Annotated in this window: 22 protein-coding genes; 9 read left to right on the top strand and 13 right to left on the bottom strand. The window is 68.6% G+C overall.

Features of this window, described 5'->3' with window-relative positions:
* Positions 1-451 precede the first annotated feature (451 nt).
* A complete protein-coding gene (locus BM394_RS05020; protein ID WP_175529969.1) occupies positions 452-1,903 on the top strand; it encodes a hypothetical protein in 1,452 nt (483 codons plus the stop codon).
* On the opposite strand, the gene BM394_RS05015 is transcribed toward BM394_RS05020, so the two are convergent.
* The 3 genes from BM394_RS05015 to BM394_RS05005 form a co-directional block, all read right to left on the bottom strand.
* Positions 1,884-3,980, bottom strand: a complete 2,097-nt coding sequence (locus BM394_RS05015; RefSeq protein ID WP_092974459.1) for an IucA/IucC family protein — start codon at positions 3,978-3,980, stop codon at positions 1,884-1,886. The genes BM394_RS05020 and BM394_RS05015 overlap by 20 nt on opposite strands.
* A complete protein-coding gene (locus BM394_RS05010; protein WP_092974456.1) occupies positions 3,977-5,968 on the bottom strand; it encodes an IucA/IucC family protein in 1,992 nt (663 codons plus the stop codon). Before BM394_RS05010 ends, BM394_RS05015 begins: the two co-directional genes overlap by 4 nt.
* A 251-nt stretch (positions 5,969-6,219) precedes the next feature.
* The gene (locus tag BM394_RS05005) at positions 6,220-8,199 is read right to left on the bottom strand and encodes a cation:proton antiporter (protein ID WP_175529987.1); all 1,980 of its coding nucleotides are present in this window, start codon (positions 8,197-8,199) and stop codon (positions 6,220-6,222) included.
* Positions 8,200-8,451: 252 nt separating this feature from the next.
* Here BM394_RS05005 and BM394_RS05000 point away from each other — a divergent pair, with 252 nt between their 5' ends.
* The 3 genes from BM394_RS05000 (at position 8,452) to BM394_RS04990 (ending at position 10,621) form a co-directional block, all read left to right on the top strand.
* Positions 8,452-8,670, top strand: coding sequence for a hypothetical protein (locus BM394_RS05000; protein WP_092974453.1), 219 nt, complete (start codon positions 8,452-8,454; stop codon positions 8,668-8,670).
* 47 nt (positions 8,671-8,717) lie between these two features.
* Positions 8,718-9,053, top strand: coding sequence for a DUF8129 domain-containing protein (locus BM394_RS04995; protein ID WP_092974450.1), 336 nt, complete (start codon positions 8,718-8,720; stop codon positions 9,051-9,053).
* A 359-nt stretch (positions 9,054-9,412) separates the two neighbouring features.
* Positions 9,413-10,621, top strand: coding sequence for a hypothetical protein (locus tag BM394_RS04990; protein WP_175529968.1), 1,209 nt, complete (start codon positions 9,413-9,415; stop codon positions 10,619-10,621).
* On the opposite strand, the gene BM394_RS23655 is transcribed toward BM394_RS04990, so the two are convergent.
* The 4 genes from BM394_RS23655 to BM394_RS04975 all read right to left on the bottom strand — a co-directional run bounded on the left by BM394_RS23655 (position 10,506) and on the right by BM394_RS04975 (position 14,962).
* On the bottom strand, positions 10,506-10,850 hold the full coding sequence (locus BM394_RS23655) for a PIN domain-containing protein (RefSeq protein ID WP_342752629.1): 345 nt from the start codon (positions 10,848-10,850) through the stop codon (positions 10,506-10,508). The genes BM394_RS04990 and BM394_RS23655 overlap by 116 nt on opposite strands.
* Positions 10,850-11,122: a hypothetical protein gene (locus BM394_RS04985; protein WP_139235137.1), complete on the bottom strand. Its 273-nt coding sequence runs from the start codon at positions 11,120-11,122 to the stop codon at positions 10,850-10,852. Before BM394_RS04985 ends, BM394_RS23655 begins: the two co-directional genes overlap by 1 nt.
* 102 nt (positions 11,123-11,224) lie before the next feature.
* Positions 11,225-12,070 (bottom strand): formate/nitrite transporter family protein, encoded by an 846-nt coding sequence (locus BM394_RS04980; RefSeq protein WP_092974444.1) that lies wholly within the window; start codon positions 12,068-12,070, stop codon positions 11,225-11,227.
* A 147-nt stretch (positions 12,071-12,217) separates the two neighbouring features.
* Positions 12,218-14,962, bottom strand: a complete 2,745-nt coding sequence (locus BM394_RS04975; RefSeq protein ID WP_245779980.1) for a helix-turn-helix transcriptional regulator — start codon at positions 14,960-14,962, stop codon at positions 12,218-12,220.
* A 188-nt stretch (positions 14,963-15,150) separates the two neighbouring features.
* Between BM394_RS04975 and BM394_RS04970 the strand changes: the two genes are divergently transcribed.
* The 4 genes from BM394_RS04970 (at position 15,151) to BM394_RS04955 (ending at position 18,427) form a co-directional block, all read left to right on the top strand.
* Positions 15,151-15,816 carry an esterase/lipase family protein gene (locus BM394_RS04970; RefSeq protein ID WP_092974441.1) on the top strand — a complete coding sequence of 222 codons (666 nt, stop codon included), beginning with the start codon at positions 15,151-15,153 and terminating at the stop codon, positions 15,814-15,816.
* Between the two features lie 244 nt (positions 15,817-16,060).
* Positions 16,061-16,843: an exonuclease domain-containing protein gene (locus BM394_RS04965; protein WP_092974438.1), complete on the top strand. Its 783-nt coding sequence runs from the start codon at positions 16,061-16,063 to the stop codon at positions 16,841-16,843.
* A 2-nt stretch (positions 16,844-16,845) separates the two neighbouring features.
* Positions 16,846-17,553 carry a DUF5710 domain-containing protein gene (locus BM394_RS04960; RefSeq protein ID WP_092974435.1) on the top strand — a complete coding sequence of 236 codons (708 nt, stop codon included), beginning with the start codon at positions 16,846-16,848 and terminating at the stop codon, positions 17,551-17,553.
* 43 nt (positions 17,554-17,596) lie between these two features.
* The gene (locus BM394_RS04955) at positions 17,597-18,427 is read left to right on the top strand and encodes an MOSC domain-containing protein (RefSeq protein WP_092974432.1); all 831 of its coding nucleotides are present in this window, start codon (positions 17,597-17,599) and stop codon (positions 18,425-18,427) included.
* Between the two features lie 14 nt (positions 18,428-18,441).
* On the opposite strand, the gene BM394_RS04950 is transcribed toward BM394_RS04955, so the two are convergent.
* The 5 genes from BM394_RS04950 to BM394_RS04930 are packed head-to-tail and all read right to left on the bottom strand — an operon-like array spanning position 18,442 to position 22,396.
* Positions 18,442-19,302 (bottom strand): ABC transporter permease, encoded by an 861-nt coding sequence (locus tag BM394_RS04950; RefSeq protein ID WP_092974429.1) that lies wholly within the window; start codon positions 19,300-19,302, stop codon positions 18,442-18,444.
* Positions 19,303-19,311: 9 nt separating this feature from the next.
* A complete protein-coding gene (locus tag BM394_RS04945; RefSeq protein ID WP_092974425.1) occupies positions 19,312-20,229 on the bottom strand; it encodes an ATP-binding cassette domain-containing protein in 918 nt (305 codons plus the stop codon).
* On the bottom strand, positions 20,229-20,669 hold the full coding sequence (locus BM394_RS04940; RefSeq protein ID WP_092974422.1) for a lasso peptide biosynthesis B2 protein: 441 nt from the start codon (positions 20,667-20,669) through the stop codon (positions 20,229-20,231). Before BM394_RS04940 ends, BM394_RS04945 begins: the two co-directional genes overlap by 1 nt.
* Positions 20,666-20,923, bottom strand: a complete 258-nt coding sequence (locus tag BM394_RS04935) for a lasso peptide biosynthesis PqqD family chaperone (RefSeq protein WP_092974419.1) — start codon at positions 20,921-20,923, stop codon at positions 20,666-20,668. Before BM394_RS04935 ends, BM394_RS04940 begins: the two co-directional genes overlap by 4 nt.
* An 18-nt stretch (positions 20,924-20,941) precedes the next feature.
* On the bottom strand, positions 20,942-22,396 hold the full coding sequence (locus BM394_RS04930) for an asparagine synthase-related protein (protein WP_175529967.1): 1,455 nt from the start codon (positions 22,394-22,396) through the stop codon (positions 20,942-20,944).
* Between the two features lie 15 nt (positions 22,397-22,411).
* Here BM394_RS04930 and BM394_RS22695 point away from each other — a divergent pair, with 15 nt between their 5' ends.
* Positions 22,412-22,720 carry a hypothetical protein gene (locus tag BM394_RS22695; protein ID WP_175529966.1) on the top strand — a complete coding sequence of 103 codons (309 nt, stop codon included), beginning with the start codon at positions 22,412-22,414 and terminating at the stop codon, positions 22,718-22,720.
* Between the two features lie 251 nt (positions 22,721-22,971).
* Here the strand turns inward: BM394_RS22695 and BM394_RS22305 are convergent, their stop codons facing one another.
* A complete protein-coding gene (locus tag BM394_RS22305; protein ID WP_217643354.1) occupies positions 22,972-23,139 on the bottom strand; it encodes a lasso RiPP family leader peptide-containing protein in 168 nt (55 codons plus the stop codon).
* Between the last annotated feature and the right edge of the window lie 365 nt (positions 23,140-23,504).

The raw sequence follows: 23,504 nt of genomic DNA, 5'->3' as shown, positions 1-23,504 counted from the left end.
TACCGCTCCACCACCCTGGCCGCGACCGCCCCATACTCACATTCGAGCGGTTCCCCGAAATCATGGAACCGAATTCACTTTACATCGCGGCAAAACCGAAAACATCGGTTCAGGCGTGATCTCGCACGAGCGCATCCACTGGTTGATGAACAATATTTTCCGGCGGTCGGTACTCATCGAAAAAGAAATGACCGCCGCGCGGTGACACCGGAAAACGATCGAGCGTGTCGGAACGACACGCGCTATGGTGCTTGACACCAGCCGAGAACGGCACTGAGCGGAAACGCCGACTGTAGAACCCGAAACGGTACCAAACGCGACTACTCACACTGTTCTTGCGGTGAGAGGGGAAACAGTGGCGGTCACCGAAGTAACGCGGGACGAAAAATCCTCACCTTCATTCTCCAGCAGTGCATCACCGAACCAATCGGGAAAACGGGAAACAGCGTTGGTGGCCGGTAGTGCGGCACTGCTCGCCGGACTCGTGTTCATGCTCGTGCGAGGCGGACTCACGGACGACGCCTACATCACCGTCGACTTCGCACGCAACCTGGCCTTTCACGGCCACTGGGGAATGATCCAGCAGGAATTCTCCAACACCGCCACCTCGCCACTGAACGTGCTGGTACTGGCGACACTGACCTTCCTGCTGCGGCAGCCCGTGCTGGCACTGGGCGCCCTCTTCGTACTCGCCAACGCGGTCCTGGCCGTGGCACTGCACCGCTCCGCGCGGCACAGCGGTCTTTCGCGCCTGACCGTGGTCCTCGGCACACTGCTCGTGCTGACCAACCCGTTCCTGCTCTCCTCGATCGGGCTGGAGATGACGCTGGCCTCCGCGCTGCTGGGACTGCTGCTGCTGGGGGCCACCACACACAACCGGGTGTTGTTCGGCGTAGCGGCCGGACTGCTCGCGTTGACCAGGCTGGACCTGGGCGTCTTCGTCGTGGTGCTGCTGTTGGGGCGCCCCGCGCTGTGGCGGAAATTCTGGCGCTGGCTGGTGCCCGCCTGCCTCGTCTCACTGCCGTGGTTCGGCTTCAGCTGGTTCGCGTTCGGCTCGGCCGTGCCCGACACGCTGGTGCTCAAGCAGATGCAGGAAACCTGGGGCAGCTGGAGCTTCGGCAACGGACTGCGGCTGTACTACGAGATGTATCCCGCCGCGACCATCGCTGCGCTGAGCACGGTGGCCCTCGGAGCGCTCGCGCTGCCGGTATGGCTGGTGACACGACTGCTGCGCAACACCGCGGCGAACAGGCTGCACCCCTGGGCACTCATGGGAGTGGGCGGCGTCGCGCACTTCTACGCCTACACCACGCTCGGGGTTCCGCCGTACCACTGGTACTACGTTCCGAGCATGCTCGGGCTCACGATGTTCCTCGCCGGCGTGATCGGGGCCGTTACGGCGGTGGCCGCCCGAGACCGGCGGCGAATTCCGGTGCTGGCCGCGACTGTGGCGGTGGCCCTGGGAACCGCGATGTTCGCCAACCAGGCCAGGGTGGCGGTGGAAACCGGGATGCCCTGGCAGCGCGCCACGATCACGACCAACTGGGCGACACCGGCGGACTACGCCAGGATCGGGAATCTGCTGGAACAGCGGATCGGCGACGCCACGGTACGCAGCCCCGGCGAGATAGGGACCCTGGCGTACTTCTGCGAATGCTCCATAGTGGATGGGCTGTCCGACCGTGGCATCCTGACTCCCGACATCAACAAACGCATCGCGGAGGCCGGACCGGTTACCGGAACCCTGCTCCGTGCGAACTACCGGAACTTCGCCCCCGTGGAACCGCGAGAGGTGGACTACGTCCTGACCAGGGTCATGGGCCGTGGACCCGCTCCGGCCTGGAACATCGACTCACCGTGGACCGAGCCCGCACATCTCGTGCTCAAGAAGGTGGAGCACTGAGCCCCTCGGCTTGAACGGAGTCCCACTCGGGCAACGGGCCGGACATCGGGTTGGGCTGCGGCAGGTAGATATCCCCCTCGTCGGGGCGCAGCCGCATGGTGGCCAGCGCCTTCTGCGGCAACTCGGGAGCGGACAGCGCCGCGAGATCCGCGGCGAGCGCCGCGCCGCCCCGTTGCCCGACCCGTGCGGCCACTGCCGAAACCGCCTCGCGTGCGATCCGCCACGCCACCGCTCCCGGCAGGGCGCACGAACGCTGCAGCAGCAGCACCACCTCGGCCAGGTTCGCCTGCAACGTGGCGTGGCACATCTTGGCACGCAGCACCGCCGGATCCCCGGTGGTCGTGACTCCCGGCCGCGTCGTCGGCACCTCGTGGCCCGCCGCCCGCAGCCGGTCCGGATGCACCCGCACACCGGCGAAATCACGCAGCAGCAGCCGGACCGGGCGGGAACGCCGCACCACGACCAGGGTGTTCTGCAGATGTGCTTCCACGGCGATGCCGTAGCACGACAGCAGCGGCAACGTGGCGGCGAGCAGCGATTCCGCGTAGTCCCGCAGGAACCACCGGCCCGCTTCGACGCGTGTGACGCGACCGCGCAGCGCCACGGTGTCCACCAGCTCCACCAGCAACGGCTCCCCCGAGACCGGCGAGAGTGCCAGTAGGGCGGCGGCGGTAACGACCTGCTCACCCTCGTGGAGCGAATCAGCGGGGTCCTCGCGCAGCAACGCGGACAGGCCACGCCTCCGACCGGGCGAGGCCGAACCGCCTTCCGGCGGTTCGAAGGCGATCCCGGCGAGGTCGGGGACGATCCCCGCGCCACTCGACAGAACCCGATCCGCGGCGAACAGTTTCCGCAACAACGTGCCGACCACGGGGCCGTCCCGGGTGCTCTCCGGTGCGATGGTGCGCCTGGCCGAGGTCAACAGCACGTCCAGTGCCGTTTTGACGGTCACCCGTCGGCCGTGCCTGCCGGGACGATCGGTCACCAGGGTTCGCACCGAGAGAGTGGGTCTGCACGGCAGCCGCGGCTCGTCGAGCAGTAGCAACGCGCCCGAGGAGAGCTCGGCGGAGTACTCGCGCGGCACGATGTCGCGCGCCTGCCAGGGATGCACCGGAACCAGCAGGTAATCCGACGGATCAGCACCCCGTCGGAGCAACTCCCGGTGCGTTCCGGCCGCCAACTCCGGAAAGTGCTCGGCGAGCAGCTCGCCGAGCGAACGCCCGGACTCGTCCGGTGTGGACCGCACGAAACCGCGCCGCACCGCCACGAAGCGCAGCTCGACCACCCGCCCTGCTTCGGCGGTATAGCGCGTGGAATCGGCGGCGGAGAATCCGCCCCGCACCTTGCCGCAGGGATGCGTGTTGTGCCCCTCGACCGTCAACGCGTCCAGCTCGAGCGTGACCTCACTGGCGGAGTGCCGGGACGCCAGCGTGGGCAGCAGACCGGTGGTGCCGAGACCGGTGGCCCGACGAGCCACGGCCGTCGCCCCGCGTCGAACCGTCGCACGGGACAGCGCCAGATTCCGGGCGGAATCGGCGAGTTCGTTCCGCAGCCCGCGCCGGTCGTCGGCCTCGGTCCCGGGTCGCAGCACGTCGATCAGCTGTCCCGGCCGTTCCAGTTCGACGGGCGCGGCACCGTCGTCGAACAGCACCGGCCCGTGGACCCGGTACAGCCCGAACGGGGAATCCACCGAGCACACCGTCACGAGCGTGCCGCCGTTCAGCCGAACCAGCACCAACTCGCCCTCGCGAGAGCACCACCGGATCCGCAGTTCCCCGACGGCACCGCCGGACAACCCCAGGCGGTGTACCACCGCCTCGTTCGAGGCATCGTCGTCGCTGGAAAGAGGGACTCGGAGAATCTCCACAGCACCGGGCAGCAGTTGTTCGCGCAACAGCGCGGCGAGGGCGTGGTGGGCGGTGTCCCGCCGCGCTGCCGGCAGTTCCGCCACCCAGTCCTCGGCCAACTCGGCGTCCTCGGCACGTAGCTCGCGCAGCATCGCTCGCTCATCGGCGTCGAACGAGCCCGAATCCCCCGGGAGGGGGGTCTCACCGGTGAACGCGACCTCGCGGGTCATGTCGCCGACAGCGGGTTCGGCGCGGAAACGTAGCGCTGCTCGGTGACCAGCCCGGCCAGCCGCATCCCCAGCATGGTCTTGAGTCGCCACGGCCGGTCCAGCAACGCCTCGGCGTCGGAGTCGCAGTCCGCGACCTCGTCCTCGTCGGCGGCCGTGGTTCGCAACCGCTCGAAGACGCCCGCGGCGCTCCCCCGCACCACCCGCCACAACGGTTGTTCCGAACAGCCGGTGGCCGCGGCAGCGGCGGCCACGAGCTCGCCGAGCTGATTGCCGAACAGCGGGAAGTACAGCTTGTCGCGCAACGCCGCGGCATCGGTGCCCGTCAGCGCGGAATCCCGGTGCGGGGCGAACTCGTGACCGCGCCGTCGCAGCCGCTCGGACAGCACCCGAACCCCGCCGATGTCCCGCACGAACAGCCGGTGCGGCAGGCCGTCGCGCAGCACCAGCACGGTGTTCTGCGGATGCGGTTCCAGCGCGATGCCGTAGCGCACCAGCAGCGCGAGCAGCGGGAACATCCCCAGCCCCAGGTACAGCCGCAGCCAGCGACGCGCGGTGTCGAGAGCGGATTCCGCTCCGTTCCCCCGGCCGTTCCGTAGGCCGGGGTTCAGTTCGGCCAGCACATCGGCGAGCACGTTGTTTCCGGTCAGCGGGGAACGGGCGAGCAGCGCCGCCACCGGCAGCGCCACCTCACCGCCGGCCATCGACGCTCCCGGGTGCTCACGCAGCACCGCCGCCAGTGAACGGGCACGCGCCCTGTCACGATCCGCGTCCCCCGTCGAGCCGGTAGGCCGGTGTCCGACGGCGGCGAGTTCCCGGCACACCGCGAAACGCGGTCGGCCCTGCTCGTCCACAGGTGACAGGTCGGGGTCCCGCGACACGATGCGGTCGAACAGCGCGGACAGCTCGGGGCCGTTGTGCACCGCCCCCGGTGAGACCCCGCGCACCGCGCCGGTCAGCCGTATCTCGACGGCGGTTTTGACCTGCAACCCCGGTGGGCGGCCGGGTTCCCGGGCCTCCAGCGTGCGCAGCGACATCAGCGGGCGCGCCGGGACGGTGGCGTCGAGCACCACAGCGGTTCCGGCAGCGAGGGCCTCCCCGTGCAGTTCCGGAATCGCGAACCGCAGCTGGTGCGGGTGCACCGGGATCAACGTGTACGACGCGGGGGAAATCCCCCGGTCGAGCAGCTCCGACTCGGCTGCCTCGGTCGCTCGCGGAAAGGCGGCGCGCAGCTCGCGCCACATCGCCCCGGCACCGTCGAGCTCACCGGTGTGGTCGGCGCCGGATACCGCGTGCCGGGCCACCGCCACCAGCCGCATGTCGAGCCCGACCTCGAACTCGGGAGCGTACCGGTGCTCGTCGGCCGCACCGAGACCGGACCTGACCTTGGCCACGGGCTGCATCGGGTGCCCGTCGATCACCCACTGCTCGAAGGAGCTCAGCAGTGAATCCTCGGAGCCGTGCCTCGTGCGCAGCGCCCCGAGGAGCGCGGTGAACGGTCGGCGTCGGACGTCCACGGCGGAAGCCGAGTCGCGGAGCCCGCGGGCACGTGCTCGTTCGGCACGCAGCGCACGCGCCAGCGCCGCCACGCTCTCCACGACATCGGCGCGAAGCCGCTGCCATGCGTCCGGGGCCCCCGCGAGCAGCCCCAGCCGCAGCAGCGCATCGAGCAGTTCCGCTGGATCGCGCAGCGTGCGTGGCTGTGCCGTGCCCTCCGACAACGTGATCGGCCCGGTGGGAGCGAGTCTGCCCGTGGCGGTCACCCGGCACAACGGGATCCGGAGTCCGCACCGGGCGGCGTGCTCGGGATCGAGCAGCCCTTCCCGAACGAGCGCGGACACCAGCCGCGCCAGCACGATCGGTCGGGCGGACACGACACCCGGAGCACGGTAGTCGGTGGCGGGCGGTGCGGTGCCGTCCCGGCGGCCGGCGCCGCGCCGGGGCGCCGCATCCGGGGCGGACGTCACCGCCTCCGCACGATCTGCGCTCACCCCCTCAGCGTGATCACTCACCGGATCGAGAGCAACAGCCCGGCGCAAACTCACCCGCTTCGCGTAGCGGTGTGAACCACAGCCACACGGCGGGACGCCGGGCACGCGGAGCGGGTCGACCGAACGGGTTGCACACCCGAGTGAGCACCGCCCGGGTGTTCCCCGAGTGTGCACTACCCGGGTGCTTCCCGAGCGTGCACTGCCCGAGGTCCCACGGCAGCCGGGGCGGGAGTCCGGCGACCGGGGACGAATCACCGCGTCGGGGAACGCTCCAGTCTGACCAGGTCGAAGTAGCACCACGCCCAGTCCTCGTCCGGTTCCGCCGAGGCCACGATCGGATGCGTGCACGTGTCCGCGTGCGCACTGGCGTGCCGGTGCGGCGAAGAATCGCAGCACCCCACGTTGCCGCAGTGCAGACACGTCCGCAGGTGAACCCAGTCGCGCTCGCCGAGCCGCAGGCACTCGGTACAGCCCGCCGAGGACGGCAGCACCGGCTCGATCTCGGTGGTGTGCGGACAGGCGGTGGCCGGATCGAATCGGAAGTCCACCGGGGTGTTCGGGTCCGGGTAACCGGCGGAATCGAGCCGCCCGAGACGCCGCAGCACGGTATCGGTCAGCGGGTGGGCCACGGCGCCGACGGTGTCGACGATCCGATCGACCCCGGCAGGCACGAGTTCCTCCGCACCGGCGCGATCGGTCGGACGCACCACGATCGACGTCTCCGGCGCGAACCGCGCGACCACGGCGGCGATTCGGGCGGCCTGTTCCCCCGAGTTCTCGCAGATGACCACCAACCGCGCCGTCGCCAGCCCGGCCTCGTGCAGCACGTTGCCGTGCGTGGAATCACCCCGCACCACCCGGTCGGCACGCTGCTCGGCGTCCGCGGCCAGCTCGGGGCCGAGCGTGATCACCACCACCGGAATGTCCCGCGCACGCAGCTCGGTGGTCAGCGCGGCGGCGACCTCTCCCCACCCGGAGACGATCACATGTCCTCCCACGGCGCCCTCCGGTTCCACCGCCGCCGTTTCCCCGATGGGACGGCGCCGCCGCAGTGCCTCGGCGAACCGCTCGCCGAGCGCGGCCAGCACGGGGGTCAGAATCATCAGCGTCACCGTCACGGCCACCAGTACCTGTTCGCCGTCGGCTCCCATACCCAACGGCTCCACTCCGGCCGCGCGCCCCGCGCTCTGCAGCACGAACGAGAACTCACCGACCTGGGCGAGCAGGAAGCCACCCGCCACCGCCGTGGGCAGCCCGACCCGCAGCGCCAACAACGCGACTCCGCCGGTGATCACCTTGAGCAGCACGACCGCGCAGGCCAGCAGCAGGATCAGCCACCACATCCGCAGCACGGCGCGCAGGTCCACCAGCATCCCGATGGAGACGAAGAACGTGGCGCTGAACAGGATCTGCAGCGGCAGCACCTCGCCGAGCGCGTGTGAACTGTGCTTGGACTCGCTGACCACGAGCCCCGCCAGGAAGGCACCGAGCGCCACGCTCACCCCGGCCAGCGAGGTCAGCCAGGCCGTTCCGAGGCCGATGGCCACCACGGCCAGCAGGAAGACCTCGGGCGAGCAGGTCCGCGCCACGCGTTCCAGCAGTGGTGGCATCACCTTGCGCGCCACCACGAGCACCACCACCAGCACCACGAGCGCGGTTCCCAACGCACGCAGCAGCTCGAGCACCCCGCCGCCGGAGCCCCTGCCGAGCAGCGGCACGAGCAGCACCATGACCACCACGGCCAGGTCCTGAAAGATCAACGTCGCGATCGAGGTCCCGCCCACCGTCGTGGTGGTGCGTCCCGACGAGGACAACACCTTGAGCACGATCGCGGTGGAGGACAGCGCCACGAGCAGCCCCGTGAGCAGCGCGGGACGCAACTCGACGCCGAAGAGCAGCGACACCGCCGTGGTGAGCCCGACGGTGAGCACGACCTGCAGCCCACCGCCCAGCAGCACGTAACGCCGGATCGAGGCCATGCGGTCGAGCGAGAACTCGATGCCGATGGTGAACAGCAGCAGCATCACACCGATGTCGGCCGCCGCGCGGACCACTTCGGAATCCGAGACCAGTCCGAGTTGATGCGGCCCGATCAGCACCCCGGCCAGCAGGAACCCCACGATGGGCACGATCCGCAGCCGGATGCTGAGGTAACCGATCAGTCCCGCGGCGCACAGCAGCGCCACGATCGGCCCCAGATAGCCGGTCGTCTCCCCGGCAGCGAGCACCATTCGCCCCACCTCGATTCCTTCCGGCCGGAAAGCCCTGCTTACGCCAAGCACCGGCAGCTCGCACGCGGAAGAGGATCCCGCTCGCCCGATCCCGGACCGTTCGCGGGCGTCCCGCCACTGTCGCGGACATCCCGCCACTGTCGCGGGCGTCCCGCCGCTGGGGATCATCACCGACTTCTCGGATGCGTAGCCGAAGCGCCCACGGGGTAAACCTCCACCACGACCCGCGAGGCGACACCGGGAGGAACGGGAATGGCCAACACCGCTCACTTCATCACGGCGACCGAGGACGACAACCCCGTCCTGACGGTGCGCGACGACCGAGGAGCCGAGGTGACCGAGCTGGAACTGCCACCGACGGTCTCGGGACCGGTAGAGGCCGACGACGAGCTGCTCGCCGCGGGCTGGTCGCGCAGCGCGGACTGGACCACCGCCGACGACGGTTGGGTGGCACCGGTCGTACCCGCCTGAACACGTACCCCCGATTCGGCCGCACGAGCGTGCGGGAAGGAGATCCAGTGACGGCACAACTACCGATACCGGACTACGACGAGATGCCGCTCTCCACCCTGGGGCATCGCATCCGCTCCCTGACCGAGGACGAGCTGAACACCCTGCTGGAGTACGAGCGGACACACGCGGCTCGTGTTCCGGTGATCGAGCAGCTGACCGGCAGGCTGAACGAGCTGCGGCAGGGCGCGGAGCCCACTCCGGGACCCGAGGAGGAGCCCTCCGACGTGCCGGGCCACAGCCGTTCGGGTTCGGAGGTGACCCCGGAGCCACCCCGCGGCAAGGGACGGCCGACCGCGCACGGTACCCGATCGACGACCGGCAAGGGCATCGAACACGACTGAGTGAAGCGAACAGCCGTGGTCCGTGGTCGCGTAACCGGCACGCGCGGCGGCCCCGCACCGGGGGCGCCGATTTCTCGCGAAATCGACGCCGCCGGGACCGCTGTAGGGACGCGGCCATGCGGGTCGCAGCGGGTGTCCCCGGTGCAGCACTCCCAGCACTCCCGCGGGCCGAACTTCCACCGCCCTCGCCATCGGCACCGCCGCGGGTTCTCCCGTGCGGCTCTCGCTAGGACGGCCCCGACGTTGTGCAGTCGCCACCCGATGTCGGGGCACCCGCTCACGAGACGTGCGGGAGGTTCCGCCACCAGCACCGCCACGCGAGCCGAGGAACTCTCATCATCGCCGCGAAGGGATGTGCAGTGGTTTCACTGGGGTTGGTCAGCGATCCGGATTTCCCCAGCCATATCGCCGACTCGCTGGCCGAAAGCCTGCCAGGGTATCTGACGGAACGCCTCGACGAGGCCGAATGGTCGATCGAGGTCGTCCGCGACCCGGTCGCCGCGGGCCGCAGCAGCGGCAAGGAGATCCTCGACGCGACAGAACGGCAGCGGCGGCTGCACGGCTGGGACTACGCGGTCGGGGTGACCGATCTGCCGTTGCGGCGGGAGAAACGACCGGTACTGGCCGACATCGGACAAGAGCACGAGCGGGTCGGGGTGATCTCGCTTCCCGCCCTCGGCGGGTTCCAACCGCAGCGCAGGGCGAGGCAGCTGTTGGTCAGCGTTCTCGCCGAGCTGACCGGGAACAATGATCGGACCGACAACGGCCTGTACAGTCCACCCACCGAGTTGCTGGCTCCCATCCGACGGGAACGCGCCTCCAGTGACTCGATCGCGGTGCGGTACCGCTCCACGAGACGACGCGGCAGGGCACGGCTGTTGTCCGGGATGGTGCGCAGCAACACACCGTGGCGGCTGGTGCTGGGCATGTCCGGAGCGCTGGCCGCCGCACTGGCCACTTCCGTGTTCGGGCTGACCTCGAGCACGGTCTGGCAGATCGCCGACATGCTGGGGCCGTTCCGCCGGGGCGTGCTCGTGGTGCTGGCGGTGGCGCTGATGGCGACGTGGCTGATCGTCACGCACAAGCTCTGGGAGAAACCGCGCTACACCGCCGACCGGGAACAGCGGATGTTGTACAACTCCTCCACCGTGCTGACGATCCTGACCGGGGTGGGTTGTCTGTACGTGGTGTTGTTCGCGGCCAATCTGGCGGGGAGCCTGTTCCTGATCGACCCCGAACTGTTGAGCAGCAGCCTCGGCGGAAGCATCGGGGCCGGCAACTACGTGGGGCTGGCGTTGGCTGCCACCTCGATGGGGGTCGCGGCGGGTGCGCTCGGCTCCGGGCTGGAGGACGACGCCACGGTGCGTCGCGCCGCCTACGGCTACCGGGAGGCGCGGCGCCGGGCGAACCAGCAGCAGGCACAAGAGGAACAAGAGGAACAGGAAGCACGGACTAACCAGGAAGCACAAGCCGACCGGGAAGAAAGGGCGGCGCAGGAAGAACGGCAGGAACAGGCCGAGTCGGAGGAACAGTCCGGACGCGATTCGGACACCGAGCGAGGAACGTAGCGGGTTCGCGCGCCTCGTCGGCGCCGAACGGTTCGATCCGCGATCCCGTGGCCAGGAGCATCTCGCCGATCCGCTCGGCGTCCCCGCTCTGTACTGTGAGCTTTTGCGAGACCTCCGACCAATTCACCGCCGAGATCACGGCGCCCGCGGCCGACTGCTCCGTCACGTGTTCGTGGCCGTCTTCACGGTAGGTCAGCGCCAACAGCGCCGACGCGTCGAGGACGACCATCAGTGCCCGTCCTCGATCTCGTGGAGCTCGACCGCCGCCTCGGAACGGCGGGTGGCGAGCAGATCGTCGACCACCGAATCCGATTCCGTTCGTGCACCGAGTGCCATGTCCTGAACGCGTCGCACCATGTCAGCGCGTGGCTCTATGATGACTCTGCTTCCTTCGCTGTACTCGACCAGATCCGTTTCCGGACCCCAGCCGAGTTCGCGCCGCAGCTGGGAGATGATTGACACTCTTCCCTGCGGGGTGAGTTTCACACTCACACTTGTCATGAGTTCATCTTAATCGTCATGTTAAATCTTTCCATGTACCAAAAACGACCATGAGACACCTCGACCGGGAACGTTCCACGGCCGTACCACTCCATGCACCGATCACGGACGGCGGCTGGCGGGGGCGGCGCGGCGCCACTCGTAGAGCCGCTCGTGACTGCGGACCAGTCGCAGAAAGGTCGTCAGCCCTATCCCGCCGACCGCGTTGCCGAGGACGGTCCAGCCGAAGAACGCGATCCAGGAGCCGTAGCCGTACCCGGCACCGGCGTGAATGCCGCCGAAGATGAAAAGCGTGTCCAGCACGGAGTGGTACATGCCCAGGCCCGCCACCAGGAACGCCGTGGCCAGCGAGGCCAGCACCCGTGCGACGTCGTCACCGGTGCCGATACGCATCCTGGTCAACAGCGTCATCGTGCTGCCCGCCAGTACCGCGAGCAGGAAGGTGCGCAGGTCGAAACCGGATTCGGCGAACTTCTCGCCGGTCTCGATCGCCACCGAGTGCGACCCGGGGAAGGCGACCACCACCATCCACATGCTCACCCAACCCCCCAGGAGGTTGCCCACCAGCGTCGCCAGCCAGAACCGGGCCAGCCGCCACCAGCCCGCCTCGCGGGCGAGCACCACGGCGATGGGCACCAGGAAGCCCTCGGTGAAGAGCTCGCTGTTGCCCAGCAGCAGCGCGATGAAACCGACCCCGAAGGCGAGCCCGGCCAACAGTTCGCTGCCGGTGGCCTGTTCGACGTAGAGGAAGGCGAGCACCCCGAGCGAGATCTCGACTCCGGCGATGGTGCCGCTCGCCAGCAGCTCGGGCATGGTCCGGAACAGTCTCGGCCTGCCCCGGGCGACGATGGTGTCGAAGGCGCGCTCGACCTCGTCCTCCCGCAGCGGGGCGTGGCGGCCCTTGCTGTCCGTCCGGGACTGTTCCTCTTCCGACTCTCGTTCAGCCATGACTCTCCGAGGGGTTCGCTGGTGCGCGTCCTCCAGACCGGTACCCGAACAGCTCGCCGAGAAACCCGAAGTTCGAACCGACAGCCGCTCGGGGCACGCGTGCTCGCCGGACTCGAACCCTCGACAGGTCACCGCGACGGCGACAGGTCACCGCAACAGCTTGGCCAGCTCCGTCCGCGAACGCACTCCGAGATTGGCGAAGACGTTGCGCAGGTGGTGTTCGACGGTGCGGTCGCTGACGTAGAGCAGCTCGGCTATCTCCCGGTTCGTCGCACCCTCCGCCACGAGCCGGGAGATCTCGGCCTGCCGCGCGGTGAGTTCGTTCACCGCCCCCGATGAGCGCGTGGGCACCGAGCGCCCGGTGGCGCGCAGCTCGGCACGCGCCCGCCGGGACCAGGGTTCGGCACCGTACTCGTCGAAGATGGCTCCCGCCTCGTCGAGCAGCTCGCGTGCCGCCGCGGGTTTGCGCGCACGTCGCAGCCTGCCCGCGTAGAGCAGTTCCGTCCGCGCCAGTTCGAGCGTCCCGCCGCTCTCGCGATGCGACTCGATGGCGGCGCGGAACCGCTCGTCGGCGTCGGCGGGCCGCTCTGCCAGCAGTGCGTGGCAGCGGTGGGACAGCGCCATTCGCGTGGTGCTGCGGGTGGAACTCACCCAGTGGTCGAAGGCGCCGAGCAGCCGCACGGCGTCGTCGGGTTCACCGCAGGAGACGGCGGCCTCCACGAAGTGCGGAGCCGCCAACACCCGCACCGCCGGGTTGAAGCCGCCGATACCGGAATCCATCAGCCGCAGCCGGTGAACGGCCCGCACCGGACGACCGTGCGCGAGCTCGGCGCACGCCGCGGCCCAGGAGCAGAAGGCATCGGGCCTGCCCAGTCCCCGGCTGAGCAGACCGTGTTCGGTGGCCTGCTTGAGTCGGATCTCCACGGTCTCCGGTTCGCCGCGCAGCGCCGCCACCAGCGCCAGCAGCGCCAGGTGGTCGATCATCCGGTTGCGTTGGCCCAGTGCGCGGGAGATCCGCACTCCTTCCAGCGCGCTGCTCTCGGCCTCGGAGTAGCGCTCCAGCAACAGCGCCGACAGCGAGACGTAGACCGAGGCCCAGGGCAGCTGAACCGTTTCGCCCCGCTCCTCGGCGGTGCGCTGCGCACGGGTGGCCAACCGGTGGGAGACGGCCGGGTCGCCCAGGGTGAACGCCGCGTTCCCCGCGAGGACGAGCGGAGCGGGTTCGGTGGCCCGATCAGCGAGTCGGATCACCTCCCGCAGCGCCGGGGCGGCGACCTCGTGCCGCCCCTGGAAGGTGGCCGACATCGCGGTGAAGTTGCGCAGTACCAGCGCGGTGTTTGGGGAATCGTCGGGTCTTCGCAACCACTCGGCTCGGGAGGCGAGTTCGTAGTACTCGCGGTAGTCGCCCGTCACGCAGCAGGCGTCTCCCGCCAGCATCAACGCGGTGATCGCGAGTTCGCGGTCGGTGTCGAGCAGCGCGCTCGACGCCTCGGTGAGTTCGCGTACCGCCGTGGCCGGTTTGCCGTCGCACAGCTCGACACCGCCGTGCAGCAGATCGCGCATGCCGCGCGCCCCGCTCGAGCGAACGAGCGTTCTGGCTCGGCGGGTCATCACCAGGGCACGTCGCGGCTCGCCCCCGGTCCAGGCGTCGTACCCCGCCGCGAGGATCCGGAGCCCCTTCGACTCGTCGTGGTGGCTCAACGCGGCCGCTCGCTCGTACAGCCGCGAAGCCCTGTCGTGCTCGCCGTCGCTCTCGGCCTCGTGGGCGGTGCGTTCCAGCTCGGTCGCGAGCCGTTCCGGGGAGTCCGCGCTCACCTCGGCGCGGTGTCGCGGCGCGGGGGTGCGGTAACCGCCGCCTTCGAACCCCCGGGTGCCTTCGAGCTCCCGTGCGAGGGACAACCGGGCACGCCGCAACTCACCGGGACAGGCGTCGGTTTCCAGGCAGCGTCGCCTGAGTTCACCGGCCGGTCGCGGCCCACCCTCCCCCAACTCGACCAGGCCCGACCCCACGACGGTCGACCACGCGTGCGGATCCGCCGCGGCGAGCGGTGCGGCGGCGAGCACGTCCTCGTGGTCGAGCCTGTCGTGGACCACGGTCAGCATGACCAGTTCACGCGCGGAATCGGGCAGGCTCCACAGTCGACGCCGTGTCTCGCCGCGGAACCTTCCGTCGTGCGGTGGTACGAGAGGTGGCGGGGCGAGCCCGATCGACTGTCGCGCGGTGAGGGCGCGCGCGAACTCCACCAGGGCGAGCGGATTTCCCTCGGAGCTCGCGACGACCTCCTCGGCCACCTCGGGCGACGGCGGGAACCGGGCTTGCCCGTACAACAGCCGCATGCCATCGGAGAAGTCCAGGGGCGCCAGCCGCGAACGGGGTATCCCGTCCAGCGGTTGCCCCGGGGCCTCGTGGACGGGCTCGGCGGTCAGCACCAGCAGCGCCGACAGTCGTTCGATCCTGCGCGCCAGCAGCGCGAGCACCCGCAGCGAGGGAGTGTCGAGCAGGTGAGCATCGTCCACCCGCAACAGCAGCGGGCCGTGATCGAGCAGCCGCCCCAGTTCCCGCCAGAGCCGTTGCCACGCCACGGGTTCGGTCTCGTCGATCGGGAACTCGGGAAGGGGCGGGCTGCCGTGCGGCGGGGAGATCCGGTTCAGCCCGGCGAACGGGATGTCGCGCTCCGCACCGACACCGGTCAGGTCCAACGTCGGCAGTCCCGTCTCGACGGACAACTGTTCGAGCAGCACCGATTTGCCGCTGCCGTAAGCACCTTCGACCACCATCGCGGCTCCGCCGCGCGCCCGCCGATCGGCCGTGCGGCGCAGCGCGGCCAGCACTGAGCTACGGCTCTGCAACCGGATCGGTGACCCGGTCTCCGCGGTGATCCCGACCGACATGGCCACAGTGTGAACCGTGAGTAACACCACGAAAAGACGCAACAGGACGAAAATCGACAACATCGTCCGCGTCCGGGAAGACGGTTCTCGAAGGCGCTCGCCGGAACACTGGTGATTTCACCGATGTGTCCACCCCGCCGTCCGTCACAGACTCGTCGCGTCCTGTCCGAGATCGCAGAGGAGGACTCATGCGCAGGATACTCGGCGTACTGCTGGCGACTGCCGCGATGGCGGCGTTCGGTTCCTTCGGGGTGGCCAACGCGGCCGGTCCGAATCCGGTGGTGTTCGTGCACGGCTACAGCGGCAGCGCCTCCAACTGGACCACCGCCGAGACGCAGTTCAGGCTGAGCGGCTACTCCAGCTCCGAGTTGCACGCCTTCGAGTACGACTGGACCCAGTCGAACAAGCGGAGCGCGGCCGAGCTCGCCTCGTACGTGGACAACGTGCTCGCCGAGACCGGTGCGAACAAGGTCGACATCGTCAACCACTCGATGGGCGGCCTCGTCACCCGCTGGTACATGAAGGAGCTCGGCGGCCACACCGACGTGGCGAACTGGGCCTCGCTGGCCGGGGCGAACCAGGGCACCACCACAGCGAGCACGTGCCTGATCTACGCCTCCTGCCGGGAGATGACGCCCGGTTCGGACTTCGAGGAGCGGCTCAACTCCGGTGACTGGACTCCCGGCGAATCCGACTACGCCACCTGGTACTCCCCCGCCGACGGAGTCATCATCCCCTACACCAACACCAGGGTGCTGGGTGCGGACAACAACCACGTAGTCGGCCAGACCCACCTCGGTTTCCTGACCGACACCAGCGTGCTCGGTGAGGTCATCGACTTCTTCGAGGAGTGAGGAAACCGGTAACGGGTGATCCTCCGGGATCGGCCCGACCCGGCGCCGAGGAATCCCGCCGTCGACCGATGTGCCCACCCCCGCACCGAGGGTGACGACGGGTTCTCCGGACACGCCGAAAGCTCCACCGGTGCCGCGCACGGCCCACGCCGTGCGCGGCACCTTCACGTGTGATCGGGCCTTTCGCCGCGGCCGGACACCCACGGCTGGACACACCACGTGGCAGGGCGGGTACTTTCGAATCATGGACGATTCCGGTGTTTGCTGGGCCGACGGCCCGCTGCTCGCCTTCGATCTGGAGACCACGGGCGTCGATACGGACACGGACCGCATCGTGACCGCGACGCTGATCTCGATCGTTCCGGGGCGCGATCCCGTGTCCAGCAACTGGCTCGCGGACCCCGGCATCGAGATCCCGGAGGAGTCCAGCGAGGTGCACGGCATCACCACCGAGCACGCGCGCAGCCACGGCAGGCCCGCGGCAGCGGTGGTGGACGAGTTGGCTACCACGCTGTCGGAGTCGTGGGGACCGAGCACCCCGCTGATCGCGTTCAACGCGAGCTTCGACCTCTCCGTGCTGCACGCGGAGCTGCGCAGGCACCACGGCCGTGAGTTGCCGGTCGCCGGACCGGTTGTCGACCCGTTCTGCATCGACCGGCAGCTCGACCGGTACCGCAAGGGCAAGCGGACCCTCGGTGCGTTGTGCGAGCACCACGGAGTGCGCGCCGACGGTGCGCACACCTCCGACGGGGACGCGCTCGCCGCGGCGAGGCTGGCCTGGCGGCTGGCCAAGAGCTACCCCGAGCAGGTCGGCGAGCTCCCCCTGGAACGACTGCACGACAACCAGGTCGGCTGGTACCGGGCACAGACCAGGAACTTCGCGGACTACCTGGACAGACAGGCGGGCAAGGCCTCGGAAGCCGCCGAGGCGGAAAGACTGCGGCAGCGCGCGGCGCGGGTTCGCGAGGACGCGGACTCCTGGCCCGTGCGCGCACGTCCGGAACCGAGCACCGTCTCAGGGGCGTGAGCATGCCGGAACGTCAATGGCTGGACGTGCCGTTCGCCGAGAAGGACGAGGCCAAGGCGCTGGGCGCTCGTTGGGACCCGCGTGCGAAACGCTGGTACGCGCCCCGGGAGGGGATGTCGGCGCTGCGCCGCTGGGAGGCGCTGCCGGAGGTGCCGGAGCTGCTTCCCGGTGAGGACAGGGAATTCGGCACCGGCCTGTTCGTGGACCTCGTTCCCTCGTCCTGCTGGTTCACCAACGTGCGTTCGTGCGTCACCACCGGGGACTGGGAAAGGCTGCGGCGGATGATCGTGCGCCGCGCCGGGGCCGCGTGCGAGATCTGCGGAGCGCCGGAGGACCGTTCGATCCCCCGCCGGTTGGAGGCGCACGAGCGGTGGGCCTACGACGAGAACGAAGCGGTGCAGGCACTGCGGCGGTTGATCTGCCTGTGCGACGCCTGCCACACCGTCACCCACTTCGGACTGGCGCGCATACGTGGTCTGGCGGAGAGCGCGCTGGAACACCTGTGTGCCGTCAACGGGTGGAGCCGCGACGACGCCGAGGAGCACATCGCCGGGATGTTCGAGCTGTGGCACCGGCGTTCCACCCGCGAGTGGCGGTTGGACCTGAGCATGCTCACCGAGGCCGGAATCACCGTCGTGCCACCGCCCGATGCCGAGCAGCGACCGGACATCGCCAGGCGTCGCCTGGACGGATCGGGGCGATCGGGCTGACTGGGAGTTGTGGCTCGGTGCCGCCGACCCTAGACTCGGCGCGATGCCCCGGGTTTCGAAGCTGGTCCGGTATCCGATCAAGGGATGTGCCGGTAACTCGTTGAGCGGTGTCGACCTGACGCCGAGCGGGCCGCGTCACGACCGCGCGTTCATGGTCACCGACGAGAACGGGGTGTTCCGGACGCAGCGCGGGAGTCCGGCGCTGGCGAGGGTCCGTCCCGAGATCGACCACGACGGCGGACTGCTCACGCTTCGCGGCGAGGGGGTCGAGGAGCTGATCCTCGGAGTGGACACCGAACCGCCGCGCCGTGAGGTGACGCTGCACGGGATGAGCTACCGGGGGATCGACCAGGGCGAGGAAGCGGCGGAGTGGTTCTCCGAGGTGATCGGTGCCCACTGTCGACTGGTGTGCGTTCCTCCGGAGCACGAGCGCACCACCGACGGGCTCACCCCGGGTACCTCCGCCTACGCCGACAGCTGCCCGCTGCTGGTGCTGTCGGAGTCCACTCTGGAGGAACTGAACGGCAGGCTGGCAGCGAGGGGCGAGTCAGGGCTGCCGATGGACCGGTTCCGACCGAACATCGTGATCTCCGGTTGGCGACGGCCCCACACGGAGGACCTGGCACGACGGGTCACCATCGGCGAGACCGAACTGGGTTACGCCAAACCAGCGAAACGTTGCGGGGTCACCAGGGTCGATCAGCGGTCCGGCGTCAAGAGGGGTCCCGAACCGATAAGGACACTGGCCGAGTACCGGACCTCCGCCACCCGAACCGGCGTGTTCCTGGGAAGCAAGTTCGCGGTGCTGCGCACGGGGAAGCTCTCGCTGGGTGACGAGGTCCTCGTCGACGTGTGGGGCGAATCGGAGCTGTAACCTCCCCGCGGAGATCATTCGACGCGCGCGAACCTGCGGGTGGCCAGTGCCAGTGCCGACAGGCTCAGCAAACACATGGCGACTATCTCCAGCCCGACGGGCGGAACCCAACCGCCCCAGTTCACGAAAGTGGTCTCCGACCGCCCGGCATCCACTCCCAACATGGCGGTCCGGCGCAGTGCGTCCACCGCGTAGGTCAGCGGGTTCAGCAGCACCAGCGGGGCCAGCCAGTCGGGCAGCATCCGGACGGAGAACATGGCGCCGGACAGCAGGTACATCGGCATCAGCATGACGGCGACCATGGATTGGAAGGCTTCCGCCCGTTTGACGGTAACGGCCCCGAGAGCACCCACAGCGGTAATGGACACGGAGATCAGTGTGAGCACCAGGAACAGCAGGATCAGAACGCGTGGGTCGTAGGACAGTCCGACGAAACCGGCCAGGGCCAGCAGCAGCGCCCCCTGCACGGCCGCCGCCGTGGCGCCGCCGAGGCACTTCCCCGCCACCAGGGTGGCCCGGTGTACCGGGGCTACCAGCATTCCCCGCAGCAGTCCGGACTCGCGGTCGCGCACCAGCGAGAGACCGGCGGAGATGGACGTGGCTTGTACGGCGAACACGAGTATCCCCGGGAACAGGAAGGTCAGGTACATGTCGGTGCCACCCGTCCGGCCTGCGATCGTGTCCACTCCGGTGCCGATCACCACGAGAAACAGCAGGGGACTTATCAGCGTAAAGATCAACTGTGCGCGGTTGCGCAGCATGCGGACCAGCTCACGCTGCCAAAGCGCGAGTACGCTGCGCAGCTCGTGGCGGGCCCCTCGACGGATTCCGCTCCGGCTGTAAATCCGTTCCACATCGAGGTGCGCGTGCTGCATCGCCCGTCCCTATTCCTGGAAAGCGTGGCCGGTGTAGTGCATGAAAACGTCCTCGAGGCTCGGGCGGGACACCGATACCGAGTCCACTGTGACCCCCAGCTCGGAGCAGAGTCTGGGTACCAGTTCCGGCCCGTTCGCCGCGTGTATCCGTATTCCCTCGGGGTGATCGGAGACTTCCAACCCGAGAGCGCTTCGGGCATTCCTCGCGGCCAGCGCGTCGTCGCTGGTGCGCAGCTGGATCGAATCGGCGCCGACGGTGGCTTCCAGTCCTTGCGGCGTCCCGTCGGCGACCAGCGTTCCCCGGTCCAGGATGGCCACCCGGTCGCACCGTTCGGCCTCGGCCAGGTAATGCGTGGTCAGGAACAGTGTGATGCCCCGCTCCTCGCGGAGCCTGTCCAGCAACTCCCACACCATTACCCGCGCGTGCGGATCCAGTCCGGCCGTGGGTTCGTCCAGAAACAGCAGTCGCGGATCGTGCATCAGGCACCGCGCGATCTCCAGACGACGCCGCATGCCACCGGACAGGGTCGTCACCCTGTGATGACGTCGGTCGGCGAGCCCCATCAGTTCGAGCAACGAAACCATCCGCTTACGTGCTTCGGCTCGGGGCACCCCGTAGAGCACGGAGTGCAGCATGAGGTTCTCCTCCGCTGTCAGATCGCCGTCGCTGACCTGCTCCTGGAACACGAGGCCGATCCGGTCACGCACCCGGTCGGGGTTGCGGACGACGTCGAAACCGGCGACGGTGGCGCGTCCCTCGGTCGGGCGTAGCAACGTGGACAGGATACCCACGGTCGTGGTCTTGCCGGCACCGTTCGGACCGAGGAAGGCGAACTTGTCGCCTTCCTCGACCTTGAAGTCGATCCCCGCGACGGCGTCGGAGTCACCGAATCGCTTGCGAAGGTTCTCGCAGACCACCGCCGTCATCAGTGGCGCTCCCGGGACGCGGTGATCGGCGGAACGGACCAGACCGTGCGGAAGTACGGCATGGTGTGCGGGTTCTCGCCCACCGGTTTCCCGTCGACCGCCACCCAGGCGTGGGCCTCGAACGGCTGGAGCCGGACGCCGGTGCACCATTCGGGCCACGTGCCGGTCATACGGCAGGTCAGGGCGCAGGCGATGGCGCGTTGCAGACACCACTCCCCACCGCAGCGGACGCTGACCTTGAGCACCGCGTCGAGCGCTCGGGATGCCTGTTCCTCGGTCGCCGGTTCGGCACCATGCCGCAGCAGTTCCAAGGTGGGGCGCAGCGTCGCCGGTCTGGCGCGTCCCAGCACCCTGGCGATGCCGACGGCGAGCAGGGCGAGCGGTCGTATCCACCAGGGCACCGGGGCCGAGGGGTTCAGTCCTGTCACCCGGACGTTCATGACAACACCAGCCCACCGTGCCGCAGTTGGTCGAGCAGTGCGGTCACGTCGCGCTCGGCGTCGTTCATGTCCAGGCCGGGGTTCGATTCGCACAGCGCGGAGGCCGCGTCCAGCACCGTCCCTCCCTCGGCGAAGGAGCGCAGTACGGTCGTCGCGGTATCGTTGGTGATCCAGTAGCGCCCGGTGCGCTCGTCCAGCAGCACCGTTCCGTGTTCGGTTTCCGTGAGGATCACGCGGGCAGCGAACGTGACCATCGTTTCCTCTCCGTTCGTTCAGCTCGGCCGACACAGGCGTGATTCGGCAGCTCGCGAGCGCAACCACATCTCGCAGGCCAGGGTCGGTTGCAGCGGAATGACCGAGGTCAGGTTCGGGTGCAGCCCGAAGACCGTGTCGCGAAGCCGCTCCGGATCCACTAGCCCGAGGCGGGCGAGCCGGGAGTCGTCGCAGAGATCGCCCATCGCGGCGCGATGTCGGCGCAGGCTGCGATACATGTCCTGGTTCCCCGCCCCCTTGTAGTCCCGGTGCAGGAACTCGTGCGGCACGACCCCGCTCATCGCCGAGGCCAGTACCGGTTTGTTGCGCTCGCCGCTGGCGCGGTCCGACAACCGGATGGACATCGCCGCCTCGATCACGCGGTCGTCGATGTAAGGGGCCTCGAAGGAGATCCCGTACGGTTCGGCTATTCGTGAGCACTGTCGAACCGTCTCCCCGTTGGAACGGGCCTGCATCAGCATCTCGTGCCGCAGCGGCGTGGCACCGAACGGTTCGGGACATTCGGCGGCGGCAGCGGCGAATCGTTCGCGTGTCTGGGAGATGGCGTCCCGGGTGGCCCAGGCGGGCATCCTGGCCACGTGGTCCCATCCCACTTCGGGGGCACCGACCTCTTCCGTGATGTTCTCACCCGCCCGCCGCAGCCATTCGGCGAATCCGGGAGCTCTTCGGAAACAGCGCAGCGCTCGCAGGAGGGACATCCGACGGTTCGCCCGCGTTCGACGCAACGCCGGGATCGCACGAACCGGGTGTTCCCGGAGGAAGGCGTTGAGGAACGTCAGCTCCGTGCGGAAGAGCTCGTCCGAACCGTGTCCACCGACGTGTCGGATGGCTCCGGTTTCCGCGGCCACTCCGGCCAGGTGTTCGGCGAAGCAGCGGCTGACCTGGTTGTAGGGACCTTCCAGGCTGGGACCGTGTCGGTCGGGCTCGGACACTTCGCCGTAGAAACCCGACCAGGACCCCGGCGGAAGCACGCGGTGGTCGGACGCCCCGATCAGGGATCGGCATCGACTGGCCCACTCGTTGTCGTCGTTGGCCGGATCGGCGGCCTCGTAATGGACGGTCGAGAACTCGAGACCGGCCTCGTCAGCCAGGAAGCACAGGCTGGTCGAATCCATGCCCCCGGACAGGTCGAAGCTCAGCGGAACGGAGCCGTTCGGCCCGCCGCAGGAGAGCACGGCCTCGGAGAGCGCCTCACGGATCGTCTCGCTCCCCTCTTCCAGCGGAACCTCGGGCTCGGGTGGTCGCCACCACCGCACGGTTCGTCCGGCACCATCGGGGGCCACCCGCAGGTACTCGCCGCCGGTGATCTCGCGGACGCCCTGCCACAGACAGTCCTGGCTCAACGGCCACGGGGGTCCGTACGGGACGAGCATCCGCAGTGCGAGAGCTCGTTCGTCGATACCGGCCCCGGCTAGTTCGGCGATTCGCTCCGGCCGGTCGGCGGCCACCGTCACACCCGAAACGTTCGTGTGGAACACCCGAAGGATTCCGGACAGGTTGCCCTGGACGCGCAGCACGCCATCGAGGGAACAAACGGCGTGGAAGCACCCAGGGATCGCGCGCAGCACACCGTCCAGAGTCTCGACATCCCGAATCCTGGACACCTGTTTCCGCAGCGTTTCCGCGTCGGCAAGGGCACGTCCGAGCAGAATCACCTGATCGGCCCCGGCGGAGACATGAAGAAACGTTTCGTCACTCCACCGGCCGACAATCCAGGGACGTCCGGAAACGTGTCGCAGCACTCGCGCGTCCTGCCAGTCCAATTCGGAAACGAGTGACACAGCATCCGGGTGATCCGGAAAAACCACAAATTCCAAGACACTCCTGTTCGGTCCGAAATAATGCCGGCCGGCCGACATCCCGGGAATCGGCCGACCAGGCTACAATCCGGCGGTTGACAAATCCTCGCGAAACGGCTCGGCCGGATGATCCGGACTACCGTACGAGCGGTCGACCGCTCGGCGTCGTGTCGGGGCGGGGCGGAACGGGCCGAGCGAACTCACCGAACGCGCCGCCCGAAAGGGCACCTCTAGCCACAGTCACCGATACACCAAACACCGTACGGACTGTCGACATAGTTACCCGCTGTCTTGATTCTGGTCAGCTCGTTGAACGAGCCGACCTCGACCATTCGGGGCGGTTCGTAGCAACGATCCTCGACACCGATTCCTTCCTTACGGCCGAGTTCTTCCATCATTTCCATCCTCCTTGTCGCGGAACAAAAACCCGACAACACAGAGATTAGACACGACCCGTGACGAAGTCAATAAAGTCACCTCGCCGAGTGAGAAATACAGCCCCCTCGAAAGAATCAGTATAAAATTCATTTTCTCGGATCACTCGATCGCACGAACACAAAATATCGAGAACGAATGTCGATCCCCCGAAGGGGGAATTTCGACCTCGCGAGGAACCAAGGACGGACCGGTGGTGCCGACCGAGCCGTGACGACGTCCCGGCACCGCCGCCGAAGCAGCGAGAGCCGCTTTCGAAGGACTCGTCCGCAGCTCCACCGCACCCCCACTGACACGAGCAACCCCAGACTACCTTACTGACAGATAT

The organism is Actinopolyspora lacussalsi subsp. righensis, assembly GCF_900116555.1.
Taxonomy (GTDB): Bacteria; Actinomycetota; Actinomycetes; order Mycobacteriales; family Pseudonocardiaceae; genus Actinopolyspora; species Actinopolyspora lacussalsi.
Note: the sequence above shows the minus strand (reverse complement) of the source record. Positions and strands in the feature narration are given on the sequence as shown.

Bases quoted from the DNA above. Each gene is read 5' to 3' on its own strand.
- BM394_RS05005 (WP_175529987.1), bottom strand. From the start codon at position 8,199: ATGGTGCTCGCTGCCGGGGAGACGACCGGCTATCTGGGGCCGATCGTG.
- BM394_RS04935 (WP_092974419.1), bottom strand. From the start codon at position 20,923: ATGGTCACGTTCGCTGCCCGCGTGATCCTCACGGAAACCGAACACGGA.
- BM394_RS04955 (WP_092974432.1), top strand. From the start codon at position 17,597: ATGCCCCGGGTTTCGAAGCTGGTCCGGTATCCGATCAAGGGATGTGCC.
- BM394_RS04950 (WP_092974429.1), bottom strand. From the start codon at position 19,302: ATGCAGCACGCGCACCTCGATGTGGAACGGATTTACAGCCGGAGCGGA.
- BM394_RS04940 (WP_092974422.1), bottom strand. From the start codon at position 20,669: ATGAACGTCCGGGTGACAGGACTGAACCCCTCGGCCCCGGTGCCCTGG.
- BM394_RS04960 (WP_092974435.1), top strand. From the start codon at position 16,846: ATGCCGGAACGTCAATGGCTGGACGTGCCGTTCGCCGAGAAGGACGAG.
- BM394_RS04975 (WP_245779980.1), bottom strand. From the start codon at position 14,962: ATGTCGGTCGGGATCACCGCGGAGACCGGGTCACCGATCCGGTTGCAG.
- BM394_RS04980 (WP_092974444.1), bottom strand. From the start codon at position 12,070: ATGGCTGAACGAGAGTCGGAAGAGGAACAGTCCCGGACGGACAGCAAG.
- BM394_RS05000 (WP_092974453.1), top strand. From the start codon at position 8,452: ATGGCCAACACCGCTCACTTCATCACGGCGACCGAGGACGACAACCCC.
- BM394_RS04970 (WP_092974441.1), top strand. From the start codon at position 15,151: ATGCGCAGGATACTCGGCGTACTGCTGGCGACTGCCGCGATGGCGGCG.
- BM394_RS23655 (WP_342752629.1), bottom strand. From the start codon at position 10,850: ATGGTCGTCCTCGACGCGTCGGCGCTGTTGGCGCTGACCTACCGTGAA.
- BM394_RS04945 (WP_092974425.1), bottom strand. From the start codon at position 20,229: ATGACGGCGGTGGTCTGCGAGAACCTTCGCAAGCGATTCGGTGACTCC.
- BM394_RS22305 (WP_217643354.1), bottom strand. From the start codon at position 23,139: ATGATGGAAGAACTCGGCCGTAAGGAAGGAATCGGTGTCGAGGATCGT.
- BM394_RS04965 (WP_092974438.1), top strand. From the start codon at position 16,061: ATGGACGATTCCGGTGTTTGCTGGGCCGACGGCCCGCTGCTCGCCTTC.
- BM394_RS04985 (WP_139235137.1), bottom strand. From the start codon at position 11,122: ATGACAAGTGTGAGTGTGAAACTCACCCCGCAGGGAAGAGTGTCAATC.
- BM394_RS05015 (WP_092974459.1), bottom strand. From the start codon at position 3,980: ATGACCCGCGAGGTCGCGTTCACCGGTGAGACCCCCCTCCCGGGGGAT.